Genomic DNA, 17,780 nt, shown 5'->3' on the forward strand with positions numbered 1-17,780 from the left:
ACTCATGACTTGCGCGCCTTCTTGAACTCCTCGCCGAGCGCGTGCCAGATCCGCGAGAACAGGGCGGCGTATTCGGGCGTCTCGCGCATCGCGACGCCGTCGCGCGGCCGCGGGAACGGCACCTCGAAACTGTCCTTGATCCGCCCCGGCCGGGCGGAGAACAGGATGATCCGGTCCGACAGGGTGAGCGCCTCGCCGAGATCGTGGGTGACGAACAAAACCGTCTGCTTCTCGCGCTCCCAGATCTTGAGCAGCACGTCGTGCATGTCGAGCTTGGTGTGGGTGTCGAGGGCGCCGAACGGCTCGTCCATCAGCAGGATCTCGGGCTCGCGCACCAGCGTGCGCATCAGCGAGGCGCGCTGGCGCATGCCGCCGGAGAGCGAGGCCGGATAGGCCGCCTCGAAGCCGGTGAGACCGACCCGGGCCACCGCCCGGGCGACCCGCTCGCGCCGCTCCGCCTTTGACAGACCTGCGAGCTCCAGGCCGTAGCCGATGTTGTCGGCCACGGTGCGCCACGGAAACAGCGTGTCCTTCTGATAGACGTAGCCGACCTGCGGCGTGGTCCGGCCCGGGACGACCGCCTTGCCGTCGATCAGGATCGAGCCGCCGGTCGGGGCGAGCAGCGTCGCGATCATGTTGAGCACTGTGCTCTTGCCGGAGCCCGAGGGGCCGAGCAGCGACACGAACTCGCCCTGGCGCACGGTGAACGAGACGTCCTCGACCGCGTCGATCCGCCGGCCGTGCAGGGCGAACGACTTCGAGAGGCCGCGCACGTCGACGCGCACAGGCGCGAGCGCGGCTTGAGCCGGGGGTTCGGCGAGGGCCAGCATCATGCCGGGTACTTCGCGGCGGCGGCCTCGGCGAAGCGCGCCGCATAGACGGCGTCGAGCGGCAGCTTCTGCACGCCGGTCATCTCGCGGAACCACACCTTGGCGCCGCGGTCGAACGCGGCCTCGTCGATCAGGCCGGCCGGGTTGCCGACCGCCTTGGTCGCCTTGATCTCGATCAGGTTCGACTCGCGCGAGGTCGAGCCGACGAAGGGCTCGATGGCGCCGTAGATCTCCTCGGGGTCGTGCTTGTCGACCCACTGCCCGGCGCGCATCACGGCGTTCGTCCAGGCCTGGACCAGGGCCGGATCGCGGTCGATGCGCGCTTGCAGGCAGTAATTGACCGTCACCGGCACCGTGCCGCCGATCACGGAGTCCCAGTTGCGCGGGTCCGAACCATCGTAGAGCAGCTTGCCGTAGCCCTGGCGCTCGACCTCGCCGACGAGCGAGTAGGTGTTGATGAGGACGTCGACCTGCTTCGTCTTCAGCGAGCCGAGCATCGTGTCGACGTTGCCGACGCCGAGCCAGGTGACCATGCCGTCGTAGCCGAGCTTTTCCAGGAAGTAGGTCGACCAGATGTGGGTCGTGCCGCCGATCGAGGAGACGCCGACGAGGGGCTTTCGTCCGTCCGGGCGCTTCCAGGCGACGAACTTGGCGAGGTCGGTGATGCCCTGCGCGTAGAGGTCGGCCCGGATCATGAACTGCAGGCCGGCCGCGATGCGGTCGACCGCGGTGAGCGCCTTGCACGGGCGCCCCTTGTTCGTCAGCAGCATCGGGTGGACGAAGTCGGCGAGCGCGAAGTCGCCCTGGCCCGAGGCGATGATCTCGCGGGTCTTCACGCCCGACCCACCCTGGACGAGGCGACTGTCGAGGCCCTCGTCCTTGAAGTAGCCGAGGCCTTGGGCGGCGAACATCACCATGTAGCTGCAGGTCGCGACCGGATAGATGCCCTTGGCGGCGCTCGCGGCGCGAGCCGCGCGCGAGCCGGCGAGCGCCGCACTCGCGCCGAGCGCCGTCACCACATGGCGCCGGGTCAGGACCGACACCTTCGGCAGGGACGTCAGGGGGGACGTCATGGCTCGCGGTCTCCCGGATCGAGAGTGGAAGGGATCGTCGGGACGTCAGCCCGCGAGGCGGTCGAGCGAGGCCAGCACGGCGTCGCCCATGGCGGCGGTGGAGACCGGGGCGCGCCCCGGCTCGGCGATGTCGGCGGTGCGGGCGCCGTGCGCCAGGGCGTCGCCGACCGCCCGCTCCAGAAGGATCGCGTCGTCGGGCCGCCCGAGGGTCAGGCGCAGCATCATCGCGACGCTCAGGATCGACCCGAGCGGGTTGGCGATTCCTCGCCCGGCGATGTCGGGGGCCGAGCCGTGCACCGGCTCGTAGAGCGCCGTGCGCCGTCCCTGCGCATCGGCCGGCCCGAGCGAGGCGGAGGGCAGCATGCCGAGCGAGCCCGCCGCCATCGCGGCGCAGTCCGACAGGATGTCGCCGAAGATGTTGTCCGTCACCATGACGTCGAACTGCCCCGGCGCCCGCACGATCTGCATCGCGGCGTTGTCGACATACATGTGGGACAGCTCGACGTCCGGGAATTCCTCGGCATGGAGCGCGATCACCTCCTCGCGCCACAGCACGCTCGCCTCCATCACGTTGGCCTTGTCGACCGAGCAGAGCCGGCCGCGCCGGCTGCGGGCGAGCTCGAAGGCGAAGCGGGCTACCCGCCGGATTTCCTCGGTGGTGTAGCTGTTGGTATTGAAGCCGCGCCGGCTGCCGTCGGGCCGGGTCTCGATCCCGCGCGGCTCGCCAAAATAGATGCCGCTCGACAACTCGCGCACGATGACGAAATCGACGCCGTTCAGGACACGCTCCTTCAACGGCGCCGAATCGTAGAGCGCAGGATCGGTCACGATCGGGCGCAGGTTGGCGTAGAGGTCGAGGGAGCGGCGCAGCTTCAGGAGGCTGCCCTCGCGGCGCGCCTCCGGCGGCACCTCGGCGGTCTCCGGGCCGCCGGTGGCACCGAACAGGATCGCATCGGCGCCTTCGATCGCCGCCCGGGTCTCGGGCGGGATCACCTTGCCGGTGCGGCGGTAGGCGTCGAGCCCGAACTCGGCCTCCGCTACCTCGACCGGCAGGCGGCGGCGCTCGGAGAACCACGCCAGCACGCGGCTCGCCTGGGCCGTGACTTCCGGCCCGATGCCCTCGCCGCCGATCACCGCGACGCGCATCATGTTGGTCCCGCTCATGCTCGATCTCCCGCCGCATCGCCCGCCGCCGCGTACACCCAGGGCCGCACCCGCCGGTCCCGCTCCTGGAATCGGGCGATCGCGTCGGCCTGCCGGAGCGTCGTGCCGATCTCGTCGAGCCCCTGCAGCAACGCCTCGCGCCGACGAGCCTCGACCGCGAAGGGGAAGCGGCGGCCGGAGGGCGAGACGACGCAGCGTTCCTCGAGGTCGACCGCGACCTTGCCGGCGCCCTGGCTCTCCTCGACCTCACGGGCGAGACTGGCCACGATCCCCTCGTCGAGGACGACCGGCAGGATGCCGTTCTGGAAGCAGTTGTTGAAGAAGATGTCGCCGAAGCTCGGGGCGATGACGCAGGCGACGCCGCGCTCCTGGAGCGACCACACCGCGCCCTCGCGCGACGAGCCGCAGCCGAAGTTGCGCCCGCCGAGGATGATCTGCGCTTCGCGGTAGGGCGGCCGGTTGAGGATGAAGTCGGGATCCTCCGAGCCGTCGGCGCGGTAGCGCAGCGCGCCGAAGCACCAGGGCGCGAGCGTGCCGCGGATGCCGTTGCCGACCAGCCGCTCGATGCGGATGATCACGTCGGTGTCGATGTTCTCGATGAGGATCGGCGCGGCGACGGCCTCGAGGCGGGTGAAGCGGTTCATCCGGCCCTCCTGACGTCCGCGATGGCGCCGGCGAGGGCCGCCGCCGCGGCCATGGCGGGGCTCGCCAGATGGGTGCGGGCGCGCGGCCCCTGGCGGCCGACGAAGTTGCGGTTACTCGTCGAGACCGAACGCTGCCCGGCCGGCACGACCTCGCCGTTGGCGGCGAGGCACATCGAGCAGCCCGGCTCGCGCCACTCGAACCCGGCCTCGACGAACACCCGGTCGAGTCCCTCGGCCTCCGCCTCGCGCTTGACGATCTCGGAGCCCGGCACGACCCAGGCGCGCACCCCCTCGGCCACCCGACGCCCGCGGGCGACGTCCGCCGCCTCGCGCAGGTCCGACAGGCGGCCGTTGGTGCAGGAGCCGATGAACACCCAGTCGACGGGGGTGCCGGCGATCGGGCCGCCCGGGGACAGGCCCATATAGTCGAGGGCCGCCGCCATCGCGCGGGCCCGGCTCGGATCCGGCTCGGACGCGGGATCGGGGATCAGGCCGTCGACCGGGACGACGTGCTCGGGGCTGGTGCCCCAGGTGACCTGGGGGGCGACCCGTCCGACGTCGATCGTCACCTCGCGGTCGAAGGCGGCGTCGGGGTCGCTGGCGAGTTCCCGCCAGGCCGCGACCGCCTCGTCCCACGCCTCGCCCCGGGGCGCGTAGGGCTTGCCCTGAAGGTAGGCGAACGTGGTGTCGTCGGGGGCTACCATGCCGATCTTGGCGCCCAGCTCGATCGACAGGTTGCAGATGGTGAGCCGGCCCTCGACCGGCATCGCCCGGATCGCCGAGCCGGCATATTCCACCGCGTAGCCGGTGCCGCCCGCCGCGCCGATCACCCCGATCAGGTGCAGGATCAGATCCTTGGGCAGCACGCCGGGCGGCATCGCGCCCTCGAAGCGCACCCGCATGGTCCTGGGCCGTCGCTGCACCAGGGTCTGCGTCGCCAGCACGTGCGACAGCTCCGACGAGCCGATCCCGAAGGCGAGCGCACCGAGACCGCCATGGGTGCAGGTGTGGCTGTCGCCGCAGACGATGAGCGTGCCCGGCAGGCTTAAGCCCAGTTCCGGCCCGATGACGTGGACGATGCCCTGGCCGCGCTCGCCGACGTCGAACAGGCGGATGCCGGCCTCTCGAGTCTCGGCCCGCAGGGCGCGGAGCAGGCTCCAGCCGGTCTCGGTGGTGCCGGCCCGGCCGGCAGCGCTCGAGATCGCGTGGTCGGGCGTCGCGAAGGTCAGGCCCGGGCTGTGCACGGTGAGGCCGCGCTGCTTGAGGTCGAGCAGGCCGCGCGAGCCACCGAGATCGTGCAGCAGGTGCCGGTCGACGTGCAGGAGCACGGCACCGTCGCCGAGGTCGCTGACGACGTGCTCGTCCCAGATCTTCGCGAACAGCGTTCTGGCCGCCATAACGTGTCCTCCCCCGCGCGGCTGTTTTCGCCGCATCGGATGCGCGCCCTCTCAGTCGGAGGGCTGCTGCGGGGAGGAGCGTAGGGACGGACCCGCGTCGCACGAAGCGCCGGTTGGGCATGCCGCCGTCGCATTTGGAGATGGCTGCGTCAGGTAGGCGATCAGCCGGCGCGCCGGTCGCGACAGGCTGGCGTGGTCGCGCAGGCCGATATGAAGCGGGCGCAGGCGCCAGGGATCCTCGAGTGCGAGTGCGGTCAGGCCGGTCTCGCGCATATGTCCATCGAGGACCTGGCGCGGGACGATGCCGATGCCGAGCCCGTTCTCGATGATGCGCAACTGGCCCTCGAAGCTGCCGACCCGGACCCGCACGCGAACCTCGCTGCCGAGATCTTCGGCAGCGCGCCGGCACAGGGTCTCGATCGAGGAGCCCCGCTCCAGGCAGACGAAATCGTGGTCGAGGAGATCCGCGAAGGCGATCGAGGCCCGCCCCGAGAGGACGTGGCCAGGCGGCAGCACGACGACGAGCTCGTCGCGCCGGTAGGGCACGATCTGCAGCCCCGGTGCCGGGATGTTGCCCCCGAAGATCCCGAGATCGGCCTGGTTGCTGGCGACCCGCTGCACGATGTCGGGGCTGGTGCCTTCCTCCAGGTTGATGCGGATCAGCGGGTGCAGGGCGAGGAAGCCGGCAAGCTCCATCGGCAGCGTTTCCATGATCGCCGACTTGTTCGCCGAGACCCGGATCAGCCCGCGAAGACCGCTGGCGAAGTCGCGCAACTCGGCATCCATCACCGCGACGCTGCCCTGGATGGTGCGGGCGTGATGGAGGAGGGCCGTGCCGGCCTCGGTCAGGTCGATGCCCTTGGAGTGGCGCACCAGGAGTTCGGCGCCGAGCATCGCCTCGAGTTCCGAGATGCGCCGGCTGATGGCGGAGGCCGCGATATGCGCGCGCTCGGCCGCCGCCGCGATGCTCTGCTCCTCGACGACGGCGATGAAGAGTTCGAGAGTGAAGAGGTCGTAGCGGTGCATGGGCCGTCTGTTGGCGATCCCAGCCGTCATCATACCGGAATGTCTCAGATCCTGAGCACGATCTTCCCGAAATTATCCGCATTCTCCAGCATGCGGTGAGCCTCCGCGGCCTGGCCGAAGGGAAGGACGGCGTGGATGGCCGGGGTGATGCGGCCGTCGGTCAGCTCCGGCAGCCAGCGCCGGCGGAAGCGCTCGACGACGGCCGCCTTCTCGGCGACCGAGTGCGGCCGGAGCGTGAAGCCGCGAAGCTGCAGCATCTTGAGGAGCAATGCTGCGACGTCGACCTGGCAGGAACCGGAGCTCAGCAATCCGACGAAGGCGAGCCGGCCGCGCCAGCGCAGGAGCGAGACGTGGCGGGCGAGATAGGCGGGCCCGATGAAGTCTTCCACCACATCGACGCCGTCGGGGTGGATCTCGCGCAGCGCATCGGCGAAATCCACCTCGCGGTAGTTGACGACGTGCGGGATCCCCCATTCGCGCAGGCGACGCGCCTTGTCCGCCCGTCCGACGGTCGCCACGATCTCCGCGCCGATGCTCCTTGCCATGAGGATCGCCGTGCTGCCGACGGCGCTGCCGCCGGCATGGATCAGCACCCGTTCCCCCGGGGCGAGGCGGGACAGCTCGAACAGGGTTTCGTGCGCCGTACAGAAGGTCTCGATGACGGAGGCCGCCTGCACGTCGTCCCAATCGGCCGGTACGGCGACGAGGTGACGGTGATCGGCCACGGCGTATTCCGCGTATCCGCCGCCGGGCAGGAGGGCGGCGACCCGCGTCCCTGGGACGATCCCGTCGACCTCGGCCCCCGCCTCCACGACCGTGCCGCCGCACTCGACGCCGAGCACGGGGTTCGTTCCGGGCGGGAGGGGGTAATGCCCGGCGCGCTGCATTGCGTCGAGGCGGTTGACCCCGACGGCCCCGACCCGGATCAGCACCTCGTGGGGCGCAGGGGAAGGTCGTTCGGCCCGCTCGAAGCGCAAGGCCTCCGGACCGCCGGGCGCGGGGGCGTGGCAGATGCTCATGGTCGGCACGGCTTGGTCCTCGGCGCTGTCATCGGCCTCGGTGGAAATCCGGTTCCCGGGCTGCCCCGTCAGCGGCCGACGGGCCCGCTCCGACCGGGATGCGGTGCGTGGAACCACTGTTCCTGGACGAACCGGAATGCGCCGACATGGCCCGGCCGGATGCGGGCGAAGCCGGGAAAATGGATGTGCATGCCCGCCACCAGGAGATCCTCCTCGACGCAGCGCCGGAGGATACGCCGCCGCGAGACCGCGCCCGCCGCGCTGTCGGTGTCGAAGATCATGCCGACGCCCGGATCGCCGAGCTGGACCTCCGGGACGTGCACGGTGTCGCCCCAGACGATCATCGCCTCGCCGCGCGATCTGAGGATGTAGCAGGTGTGCCCCGGCGTGTGCCCGGTCGAGGGCACCGCCGTGATGCCGGGTAGCGCCTCGTGCTCGTGCGAGAACCGGCGGACCGCGCCGTCGAGGTAGGGACCGAGCTGGATCCGTCCCGCATCGAAGTAGACCCGTTTCTGGCGCTCGGTCGCACCCGCCTTCGCCGCATCGTCGAACCAATGGGCGATCTCCGCCTCGTGGACGTGCACCAGCGCGTTCGGGAACAGCTTGCACCCGGTCGCGGGATCCGTGAGGCCGTTCGAGTGATCGGGATGGACGTGGGTCAGCAGCACGTCGGTGATCGCGCCAGGGGCGATCCCGAGCGCGCGAAGGAGGCCGGGCAGGTGGCCGCAGGTCGGCCCCATGATATCGCCCGACCCGCAATCGACGAGGATGGTGCGGAGGCCGTCGCGGATCAGGAAGGCGTTGATCGAGACGACCGGGGGCACCGTCCTCCCGTCCTCCCGCAGGAAGCGCGCGAGCTTGGCGTGATCGCCGTCGCGCATGATTTCCAGCGTGTCGTAGGCGACGTAGCCGTCGCACAGGGCGGTCACGAGAACGTCGCCCACCGGGCGATGGTAGATCGCCGGCACCTGGGAGAAGGGGATCCGGGAGAAGGGAGTCATGCCGCGTCCGATCCCGGCTTCGCCACGAGGGCAGGCCTCGCCACGAGGGCAGGCTTGGCGACGAGGGCAGGCTTGGCCGTCTCGACGAGGTCGTGGGTCTCCATCAGGCGGCGGCGGAGCTGCGTCCGCGCGATCTTGCCGATCGCGTTGCGCGGCAGTTCCTCGACGGTGGCGAACAGGCGCGGCCGCTTGTAGGGCGTCATCGCGTCGAGCGCCGGGCCGAGGCGCGCGCGCCAATCCTCGGGCGGCCGTTGCGCGACGAGCGTGACGATCTCGCCCCAATAATCGGACGGAGTGCCGAGGACGACGAGCTCCGTCTCCGGGAGGAACGGGGCGAGGGCGCGCTCGACCTCGTCGGGCGAGACCTTGTAGCCGCCGCTCTTCATCATGTCGGACTGGCGCGCGACCAGGAAGAGACGCCCGCGCGCGTCCACGAACCCGATGTCGCCGGTGTCGTGGAACTCGCCGTCGGCCCGCAACCTCAGGCCCTCGCGCGTGATGTAGCCGGTCGAGAGGTGCGGGCTCATCAGGTGGATCGCCCCGGTCTCGCCGCGTGGTAGGCAAAGGCCCGCCTCGTCGCGGATCTCGACCTGGACGCCCGTCGCCGGCCAGCCGACGCACAATCCCTCCGCGGGCGGCTCGGCGTAGGCCGCGGCGGTCTCGGGTGGATCGAGGACCGTGATCGGGTTGAAGATCTCGCTCTTGCCGTAGGTCACGCGGACGATCTCGCCGAAGCGCTCGACGGCGCCACGGTAGACGAGCGGCGTCAGAGGTGCCGTGCCGGTCAGGATCGTGCGCAGCTTCGGGACGAGGTCGCGGTGCTCCGGGCGGGCCCAGGCCTCGAGGAGCTTGGCGAGCACCGTCGGCGGGGCGAAGGCCTCGGTGATCTCGCCGGAGGCCAGGAGCGGCACCACCAGAGCCGGTTCGACGCCGCGCATGAGATGCACGCTCGCCCCCTGCGCGAGGTAGGCGAAGGTGAGCAGCGAGCTGCCATGCGAGAACGGCGTCATGAGCAGGGCGCGGCTTCCCCCGTCCGGCGCGAAGGGCAGGGAGGCGCGCAGCATCAGGGTGCCGGTCCACCGGCCGCGATGCGTATGGATCGCACCCTTGGCCGGGCCCGTCGTGCCGCTGGTGAAGACGATCCGGCTCGGAGCGTCCGGATCGACATCCGGCCAGCCCTCCGGCGCGAAGGGGTACGCCTCCGTACTCCGGACATCCTCGCAGGGTACGCCGAGATCGGCCGGGAGTTCGTCGGCACCGTCCATCAGGACCAGTCCGGCGCCCGTGCAGGCGAGGGCGTGCGCGATCTCGTGAGGGCTCAGCAGCGGGTTGACGGGCACCTCCGCCGCCCCCGCGAGCGAGACGGCGTAGCTCGCCGATGCGGCGAGCGCCGAGTTGTGGAAGATCGTCGCCACGAAGGCACCCGGGCCGAGGCCGCGGGCCGCGAGGCGGCGCGCGATGCCCGCCGCGACGTCGAGCACCGCCGCGATCCGGTGCGGCCCCGCCGCATCGACGATCCCGATCCGGTCGCCGTAGCGCTGATGGATCGTCGCGAGCTCGGTCCCCCAGTTCATCCCGTGCCCTCCCTCATTCCGCAGCGTCGGCGAAGCGTTCCGGCCCGAGCGGATCCTCGCCGTTCGCGTCGAGCGCGCGTGCCCACTTGTCGAGCCACCAGCCGTAGGGCTCGGGCCAGGACGCGAAGTCCCGCTCCACGCCCATCTCCCAGGCGGCGTGATGGGCCCAGAACGGGTCGAAGAGCATCTGGCGACCGATGCAGACGAGATCCGACCGCCCCTCCCGGAGGATCCGCTCGGCATGGGCCGGGGTGCGGATCATGCCGACGGCGGCCGTGGGAATCCCCGCCTCCCGCCGCAGCCTGTCGGACAGCGAGACCTGGTAGCCGGGCCCCCGGGCGAGGTTCGAGTTCGTCGCGCCGGCCCGCATGTTGCCGCCCGACGAGCAGTCGATGAGGTCGACGCCCGCCTCCTTCAGCTCCCGCGCGAGGACGACGCTGTCGGCTTCCGTCCAGCCGCCCTCCATCCAGTCCGTCACCGAGAGGCGCGCGAAGAGGGGCATGGAGTCGGGCAGCGTGGCGCGCAGGCGCCGCACGACGGTGAGCGGCAGCCGCATCCGGTTCTCGAGCGAGCCGCCCCAGCGGTCGGTCCGATGGTTCGCGATCGGCGAGAGGAAGCTCTGCAGGAGATAGCCGTGGGCGAGATGCAGCTCGAGGAGGTCGAAGCCGGCAAGGACCGCGCGGCGCGCGCCGGCGACGTAGGCCTCGATCACGCCCTCGATCTGCACCTCGCTCATCGCGACCGGAACTTGCCAGCCGTCCGAGAGCGGCACCGCCGAGGCGCCCATGGGATGGAGCGGCTCGCTTCCGGCGGCGAGGTCGCGCTCGCCGATCGGGCCGTTGCCCTCGTGCGCGCGCTGCTGGCCGCCCTTGCGGCCCCCGTGGCTGATCTGGATCGCCGTCCTGGCGCCGTAGCGCTTCATCTCGCCGACGAGCGCCGCCATCGGGGCGATCTGGCTGTCGGCCCAGAGGCCCGGATCGCCGTTGCTGACCCGCCCGGCCCGCGTGACGAAGGTCTGCTCCATGATCACGAGGCCGGCGCCGCCCATCGCCATGCGCTGGTAATGAGCCAACTGGAACGGCGTCAGCCGGCCGTCCTCGGCCGCATAGGTGCCCATCGGCGAGACGACGATCCGATTCTTGAGCGTCACGCCGCGGATCGTGAAGGGCTGGAACAGGAGCGGCCGGCCCTCGTGCCCGCCATCGGTGGTCGGGGGCGCCGTCATCGCGCGAGCGCCAGGATGTCGTCGAGCACGGTGCGGAGCGGGAGGCTGCCGGCGCCGTCGAGCCCGTCGAACAAACGCTCCCCGAGGGCTCGGGCGGCGCCCGGGGCCGCGCCGAGACGCGTCAGGCGCTGGTCGAAAACCGCGAGCGTGCGCGCGCGCGTCAGGAAGATCAGATCCCGCGGCATCTGCGAGGAATGGGCCTCGCGGCGGGAACCGTCCTTCATCCGGAGGGTGATGCGGGAATCGAGCGCCCCGCCCTCCGCGTCCGGCACCACATTCGTCCGGCGCACGAGGTCGAGGATCACCGGATCGTCGCGCAGGCTGGTCCCCATCTCGTAGGTGATGTCCCCGCGCGAGAGCATCGCCGAGACGGCGAAGGCGGTGCTGGCCTGGGTCTGGACCAGCCGCTCGTACGGGCCCTTGAAGTTCGTGCCGGGATAGACCGTGTAGGGCTCCCAGAGCGTGACCTCGATCGCCTCGACCGCGGCGGGGTCGAGGCCCTCCCCGTGGAGCTTCTGGGCCGCCATCGCGGCCGGCATGTTGTCGCCGAGCGTCGCGTAGGGCTTGCACATGATGCCGCGCATCGCCGCCGGATCGGGCGGCGTCGACCAGACGTCCGGCGCCTGCTCCATGCCGGCGACGGTCGCGAGGAAGCCCTTCGGGCCGTCGAGAGCCTCCGGAGCGCCGGCGACGCCGGAAGCGGCGAGGCAGGCCGCGATCAGCCCGCCCTGAGCCGCCCGGCCGTTCTGGACGCGCCACTCGTCGGCGCCGGCCCGCACCGGCTCGAGGGTGCCCCCGGTGGTGGAGGCCGCGATCGAGACCGCGGAGGCGGCGCGCTCCGGGTCGAGGCCGAGCACGACGGCGGCGCCCGCCGCCGCGGCGATCGTGCCGAAGGTCGGGCTGGTCCGGAAGCCGCGCGCGATCAACCGGCGTGCCACGACCTCGTCGCGGCCGAGCCAGTTGATCGTGCTGTAGCCGGCGACGAGGGCGCGGAGCGCGACCTCGAGGCTCGCCCCGTCCCGTTCGGCCAGGGCGACGACCGCCGGAGGGACGAGGGAGCCCGGATGCGTCCAGGACTCGTGGTCGGTGTCGTCCTGGAAGTGCGCGTGCGCCGCGACTCCGTTGGCGAAGGCGGCCTCGGAAGGGGCGAGGCCGACCCCCGATGCCCAGGCTCGCGCCGCGCCGTCGCTGTGGGGGGCGAGCGGTCGCGACAGGGCGATCGCCGCGCGGGCCGTCGGCTCGTCGCGCGCCGAGAGCGAGAGGCCGAGCGTGTCGACGAGGCACATCAGCGCCTTCTCGCGGACATCCGGCTCGAGCGTGCGCGATGCGAAGTGTCCGAGGTAATCCCCGAGGATGCGTCCGGCAGGCGTCATGGCGGTGTCTCTCTCCTCGTGCCGGGCATCAGCCGCGGCTGTAGGCCCAGGCGCGGCTGACCTCGAGCCCGAGACCCCGGCGCAGCCGCACGAGGGACAAGGCGTGGCTCCAGGCGGCGGCGAACACGTCGAGCACCACGGCTCCGTCGATCCGGCGCAGGCCCTGCTTGGCGAAGATCTCGGCCATCACGCCCTCGGCCGGCACGATCACCTCGGCCCCCTCGGCGATCAGCGCGCGCGCGGTCCGCGTGAAGGTCTCGACCAGGGCCGACGGGTCGTCGCGGGCCGCGATCAGCGCGTACTCGTCCATCCCTGGGTCGAGCGCGGTGACGGCCTGGACCCGGGCCTCGAGATGGTGCTTGGCCACCGAGAGCTTCGTCATGTAGGCGACGTTCGGGGCGTTGGAGATCAGGGCGATGCGCGTGCCGAGCGAGCAGCCGACGAGGAGCGACGCCTCCGTCAGGGAGACGACCGGGATGTCGACCGCACTGCGCATCTCGCGCAGGTAGGGCTCGCTGAACGAGCCGATCACGAACGCGTCGTAACCCTGTCGCTCCGCCTCCACGGCCTGCTCGACGATCGGTCCGAGCACGCGGTGGTAGAGGTAGGCGTTGCCGAGCGCGTCGCTCGGGCTCAAGTCGCCGTAGGTTCCCTCGGCCAGACCCTGCACGTGGATCTCGGCCTCCGTGCCGAGGAACGTCCGGGCATGAGCCTCGATCCCCTGCTTGTAGGCCGCGATACGGCTCAGCTCGTTCACGGATTGGTGCCAGATGCGCGTGGTCATGGTGCTCTCCCGTTCGCCCCTCGATGGTCAGGCCGCGGAGCTCTCGCGGGGCGCTTGCGTCGGAGAGGGCGCGAAGACCTCCGGGCCCGTCGGCCGCTCGCCGTTGGCGGAGAGCGCGCGGCCCCATTTTTCCAGCCACCAGCCGTATTGCGGCGGCCAGTCCGAAAAGCCGTCGTTGACGCCGAGCGCCTCGGCCGCGTGGTGGGCCCAGAACGGATCGAACAAGGCCTGGCGCGCGATGCAGATCAGGTCGGCCCGCCCCTCCCGGAGGATCCGCTCGGCGAAGTCCGGGGTGCGGATCATGCCGACGGCTGCGGTCGGGATGCCCGTCTCCGCGCGAATGCGCTCGGCGAAGGGAACCTGATATCCCGGCCCCCGCCCCAGGCTCGAATTGGTCGCGCCGACGCGCAGGTTGCCGCCCGACGAGCAGTCCACGAGGTCGATCCCGGCCTCCGCGAGCGCGCGGGCGAGGACGAGGCTGTCGTCCATCGTCCAGCCGCCCTCGATCCAGTCGGTGGCCGAGATGCGGGCAAGGAGCGGCATCGAGGATGGCACGACCTCGCGGACCGCGCGCACCACCTCCAGCGGGAACCGCATCCGGTTCTCGAGGCTGCCGCCGTACGCGTCGTCCCGCTGGTTGGCGAGCGGGGACAGGAAGTTCTGCAGCAGGTAGCCGTGGGCCATGTGGATCTCGACGAGATCGAAGCCCGCCAGGACCGCGCGTCGCGCCGCCGCCGCGAAGGCATCGCGCAGGCCATCGAGCTGGCCTGCGGTGATCGCCTCCGGCATCCGCCAGCCTTCCCCGAGCGGCAGGGCAGAGGGCGCGAGCGGTACCCACTCCTCCTCTCCCATCGCCAGATCGCGGTCGGTCAGCGGCCCGTTGCCGCGGAACGCGCGCTGCATGGACGACTTGCGGCCGCCATGGTTGAGCTGGATGCCGGCCTTGGCCCCGTAGCTCTTGATGTGGCTCACCAGCGCCCGCATGTCGCCGATCTGGCCGTCCTCCCACAGGCCCGGATCGCCGTTGGTCACCCGCCCGCGCCGCGTGATCGAGGTCTGCTCGATCATCACCAGGCCCGCGCCGCCCATGGCGAAGTTGGCGTAGTGAGTGTGGTGGAAGGGCTGGAGGCGGCCGTTCTCGGCCGAATACGTACCCATCGGCGAGATGACGACGCGGTTCTTCAGCGTGACGCCGCGCAGGGTGAAGGCGGAGAACAGTTTGACGTCGGAGCCCATGGCGGTTCCCTCCCGGTTGTCGTGTGGGGCCGGACCGGGATCTTCGCGTCCCGTCGGCCGTGTCATCGCGCCCGTCGCCGGCTTGCGGGCCTACGGGGTTTCGGCTGCTCCCTGCCCGCGGGGCGGGGCGCAGGATGCCTGGGGGTCGAAGGTCGTCGGGATGAGGACGCGGCGCGGCTCGTCCCGGCTGCCCCGGACGATGTGGTCGAGGAGCAGCGACGCGGCCGTCGCCCCGACCTCGCTCTGCTCCCACCCCACCACCGCGATCGGCGGCTGGTGCAGGTCCGAGAGGTCGTTCCGCCCCGAAGCGACCACCGAGATGTCGCCCGGGATCCCGAGGCCGTGCGTGCGGATCGCCCGCAGGACGCCCGACAGCATGTCGATGCCGCCGGCGATGATCGCCGTCGGCCGTTGCGACAGGCCCAGCAGCGCCGACGTCGCCCGATAGGCGTGGTCGCGCAGGAAGCTCCCGGACACGATGAGATCCGGCAGGGGCGCGATCCCCCGTTCGGCGTGGGCGCGCTCGAAGCCACGGACGCGGGAGACCGCGGGATGCAGCCCCATCGGCCCGGTCAGGAGCGCGATCCGGCGATGGCCGAGGCCGAGGAGATGCGACGTCGCGAGGCGGGTTCCGCCTTCGTGGTCGACGTAGACGGCATCGCACCAGGACGGCTGGTCGCGGTCGATCATGACCAGCGGCACCGGCAGGTCCCGGAGGATCTCCTCCATCTCGCCCTCGATCGGCGTGTAGGGCCCCATCAGGACACCGTCGACCTGACCGCTCGAGAAGCTGCGCAGGAGCTTGATCTCGCGCTCGCGCCGGCCCTCCGAGTTCGAGATGAGGAGCGCGTAGCCGGATTCATTCAGGACGTTCTGCGCGGTCGAGACGAAGCCGCCGAGCTGGGCGATGTTGATCTCGCGCAGGATGCAGCCGACGGTGCGGGTGCGCCCCATCCGCATCGACTTGGCCGCCGCGTTGGGAACGTAGCCCAGCTCCGCGATCGCCTCCTCGACCGCCTTGCGCACCGCCGGCTTGACGTCAGCCGCATCGTTCACGACCCGCGATACGGTCCCGGTGGAAACGTTGGCGAGCTTCGCGACCTCGCGAATGGTGGGGGCCCTCGGCGGCTTCTCTCGGTGCACGCTCATCAGATTTCGAACTGCCACTGCTCGGTTGCGACGCGGTAGCCCGTCCCCTCGCGCACGAGGTAGCCGAGGCCGGGGAAGTGGATGTGCATTCCCGCGACCAACATGTCCTCGTCGTAGATGCGCTGCAGCAGGGCGGTGCGGTTTGCCGCCGCCATGTCGGGATCGTGATCGAAGCTCATCGAGACCTCGGGGCGCGCGACCTGGATCTCGGGAACGTGCGCGAGGTCGCCCCAGACGATCATCCGCCGCCCCTGCGAGCGAAGGACGTAGGTCGAGTGACCCGGGGTGTGGCCGGCGCATTCGACGAGCGTGATGCCAGGCAGGACCTCGTCGCCGTCCTCGGCGAGGCGCAGATGCTCCGCCCGATAGGGCCCGACCTGCTCGCGCGCCCAGCCGAAGTAGCGCTCGCGCTGGCGAGCATCGGCGCGCGCCATCGCCTCGTCCGAGAACCAGTGTGCGATCTCCTTGCGATTGACGACGACCGTTGCGTTTGGAAACAGCCGCCGGCCGCTCGCCGCGTCCGTGAGGCCGCAGGAATGGTCGGGGTGGCAATGGGTGAGGAGCACGTGCCCGATCTCGGACGGCGCGACGCCGGCCGCCGCCAGGTTCGCGAAGAGCTTGCCCGCCGTCGGCCCGAACTTGTCCTGCGAGCCGCAATCGACCAGCACCGTGCCGGCCGGGCCCCGCAGCAGGAAGCAGTTCACGGAGATCCGCGGTGGCGAGATCCGGTGGTCGCGTGCCATCATCCGGTCCACGTCGTCCGGGGAGAACTCCCGGAAGATGGCATGGCCCATCTCGACGTAGCCGTCGGACAACGCCGTGACGAGGACGTCGCCGAAGCGGCGGTGATAGACGCCGGGGATCTGCGTGTCTGGCAGGCTCATCGTGCACCCTGTTTCACGACCGTGGAGCACAGCGGATGGGATCTAGTTCAGTGCGAGGTCCCGAAGGTCGCCGACAGACTCGATGTCCCAGAGCTTCGCGAACAGCGCCGCGGCGCGCTCCGACGACAGCCGGATCTCCGCGCAGTCGCGGAACTTCGCCTCGAGCTCCGCGCGCTCGAGCGGACGCTGCCAGCTGCCGCGCGCATGCTCCACCGGCGCATGGCGGTGCACCGTGCCGTCCCTCAAGGTCACCCAGACGAGGTCGTGCGGCGCCATGGGCATGTCGGTCCCGGCGCTCTCCTCGCTCGCCGTGACGTCGACCCGTTCGAGCATCGCCTGGATGTCCGGACGACCGACGAAGGCGTCGGTGAGTTCCGTAAGACCGACCCGCCGCGCCAGGAGGGCACTCGCCATCGCGAACTCCATCGAGAACTTCGCCTCGAGCCCGGTTTTGGGCCGGGTGTTGCGCAGCATCAGGCGCTGGGTGGCGCCGGTATGGACGTGGATGGTCTCGACGGCCTCGCCCGCGAGGTCGTGCGCGTCCGCAAGGTCGATCATCGCGTCGATGGCCCGGTGCGTCGCGTAGCAGGTCGGGTAGCGCTTGATGTTGACGCCGAAGCGCTCGACCAGCCACTCCTCGCCGATGCGGAACGCGGCGGGATCGAGGTCCGGCGCACCGGATGGCGAGAAGGCCCGCAGGAACCCCGTCCGGTGCTCGAGGGCATCGAGGCTGCCGGTGTAGCCGACGCTCGCGAGCCGGGCGGCCTGGATGCCCGATTGCGCGGTGCGCCCGGCATGCAGCGACTTCGTCATCGAGCCGAAATTCGCCACGAGCCCGGCCGCCAGCGAGGCGGCGATGGCCAGTGCGTGGGCGGTCTCCCCGGGCCCGAGCCGCCGCAGCCGGGCGGCGGCGGCCGCGCAGGCGAGGGTTCCCATCACGGCCGTCGGATGGAAGCCGCGATCGTGCAGGTGACCGGGCTCGAGCTCCGCCAGATGCGCCCACAGCTCGTAGCCCACGAGGTAGGCGTCGATCGCCGCCTCGCCCGAGGCCGAGAGCGCGTGGGCCTCGGCCAGGATCGCCGGCACGAGGACGGTGCTGGGATGCCCCGCCAGCGCCACGTCGTCGAAGTCGAGGACGTGGGCGGCGACGCCGTTGACGAAGGCCGCCTCCGCCGCGCCGTAGCGCTGCCCGTCCACGGCGACCGGCGCCTCGTTGCTGCCGGGGACGGGCGAGGCGATCGTGGCGGCCAGCCGCACCGCCGGCTCGCCCGCACCGGCGAGCATCACACCGACGCAATCGACGAAGCCGATGCGCGCGGCATGCCTCGCGCGCGCCGGAACACGCGCGCCGTCGAAGCGGGCGACGAAATCGGCGGCCTTTCGGGTGATGCTGTCCATGAC

At 71.2% G+C, this 17,780-nt stretch carries 16 protein-coding genes; all 16 read right to left on the reverse strand.

Features of this window, described 5'->3' with window-relative positions:
- Positions 1–2: 2 nt before the first annotated feature.
- Positions 3–830 (reverse strand): ABC transporter ATP-binding protein, encoded by an 828-nt coding sequence (locus tag FF100_RS30680; RefSeq protein WP_139039865.1) that lies wholly within the window; start codon positions 828–830, stop codon positions 3–5.
- Positions 830–1,903, reverse strand: coding sequence for an ABC transporter substrate-binding protein (locus FF100_RS30685; RefSeq protein ID WP_139039817.1), 1,074 nt, complete (start codon positions 1,901–1,903; stop codon positions 830–832). The genes FF100_RS30680 and FF100_RS30685 overlap by 1 nt, the downstream gene beginning before the upstream one ends.
- Before the next feature lie 45 nt (positions 1,904–1,948).
- Entirely contained in the window at positions 1,949–3,067 is a 1,119-nt protein-coding gene (leuB, locus tag FF100_RS30690) for a 3-isopropylmalate dehydrogenase (RefSeq protein WP_205825084.1), read from the reverse strand.
- Positions 3,064–3,711: a 3-isopropylmalate dehydratase small subunit gene (gene leuD / locus FF100_RS30695; RefSeq protein ID WP_139039819.1), complete on the reverse strand. Its 648-nt coding sequence runs from the start codon at positions 3,709–3,711 to the stop codon at positions 3,064–3,066. The genes leuB and leuD overlap by 4 nt, the downstream gene beginning before the upstream one ends.
- On the reverse strand, positions 3,708–5,108 hold the full coding sequence (leuC, locus tag FF100_RS30700; RefSeq protein ID WP_139039821.1) for a 3-isopropylmalate dehydratase large subunit: 1,401 nt from the start codon (positions 5,106–5,108) through the stop codon (positions 3,708–3,710). Before leuC ends, leuD begins: the two co-directional genes overlap by 4 nt.
- Before the next feature lie 51 nt (positions 5,109–5,159).
- Positions 5,160–6,134: a LysR substrate-binding domain-containing protein gene (locus FF100_RS30705; RefSeq protein WP_205825086.1), complete on the reverse strand. Its 975-nt coding sequence runs from the start codon at positions 6,132–6,134 to the stop codon at positions 5,160–5,162.
- Between the two features lie 44 nt (positions 6,135–6,178).
- Positions 6,179–7,153, reverse strand: a complete 975-nt coding sequence (locus FF100_RS30710; RefSeq protein WP_246102579.1) for an NAD(P)H-quinone oxidoreductase — start codon at positions 7,151–7,153, stop codon at positions 6,179–6,181.
- A 68-nt stretch (positions 7,154–7,221) separates the two neighbouring features.
- Positions 7,222–8,154, reverse strand: coding sequence for an MBL fold metallo-hydrolase (locus FF100_RS30715; protein ID WP_139039827.1), 933 nt, complete (start codon positions 8,152–8,154; stop codon positions 7,222–7,224).
- On the reverse strand, positions 8,151–9,728 hold the full coding sequence (locus FF100_RS30720; RefSeq protein WP_139039829.1) for a class I adenylate-forming enzyme family protein: 1,578 nt from the start codon (positions 9,726–9,728) through the stop codon (positions 8,151–8,153). The genes FF100_RS30715 and FF100_RS30720 overlap by 4 nt, the downstream gene beginning before the upstream one ends.
- Positions 9,729–9,741: 13 nt before the next feature.
- Complete coding sequence (locus FF100_RS30725; RefSeq protein ID WP_139039831.1) at positions 9,742–10,953, reverse strand: NADH:flavin oxidoreductase/NADH oxidase; 1,212 nt, start codon at positions 10,951–10,953, stop codon at positions 9,742–9,744.
- A complete protein-coding gene (locus tag FF100_RS30730) occupies positions 10,950–12,326 on the reverse strand; it encodes an MmgE/PrpD family protein (RefSeq protein ID WP_139039833.1) in 1,377 nt (458 codons plus the stop codon). Before FF100_RS30730 ends, FF100_RS30725 begins: the two co-directional genes overlap by 4 nt.
- A 28-nt stretch (positions 12,327–12,354) precedes the next feature.
- Entirely contained in the window at positions 12,355–13,110 is a 756-nt protein-coding gene (locus tag FF100_RS30735) for an aspartate/glutamate racemase family protein (RefSeq protein WP_139039835.1), read from the reverse strand.
- 27 nt (positions 13,111–13,137) lie between these two features.
- Positions 13,138–14,346, reverse strand: coding sequence for an NADH:flavin oxidoreductase/NADH oxidase (locus tag FF100_RS30740; RefSeq protein WP_139039836.1), 1,209 nt, complete (start codon positions 14,344–14,346; stop codon positions 13,138–13,140).
- Positions 14,347–14,436: 90 nt separating this feature from the next.
- On the reverse strand, positions 14,437–15,495 hold the full coding sequence (locus tag FF100_RS30745; protein ID WP_139039839.1) for a LacI family DNA-binding transcriptional regulator: 1,059 nt from the start codon (positions 15,493–15,495) through the stop codon (positions 14,437–14,439).
- The gene (locus FF100_RS30750; RefSeq protein WP_139039841.1) at positions 15,495–16,379 is read right to left on the reverse strand and encodes an MBL fold metallo-hydrolase; all 885 of its coding nucleotides are present in this window, start codon (positions 16,377–16,379) and stop codon (positions 15,495–15,497) included. Before FF100_RS30750 ends, FF100_RS30745 begins: the two co-directional genes overlap by 1 nt.
- A 42-nt stretch (positions 16,380–16,421) precedes the next feature.
- The gene (locus tag FF100_RS30755; RefSeq protein WP_139039843.1) at positions 16,422–17,777 is read right to left on the reverse strand and encodes an MmgE/PrpD family protein; all 1,356 of its coding nucleotides are present in this window, start codon (positions 17,775–17,777) and stop codon (positions 16,422–16,424) included.
- Positions 17,778–17,780 lie beyond the last annotated feature (3 nt).

Source organism: Methylobacterium terricola, from assembly GCF_006151805.1.
GTDB lineage: Bacteria > Pseudomonadota > Alphaproteobacteria > Rhizobiales > Beijerinckiaceae > Methylobacterium > Methylobacterium terricola.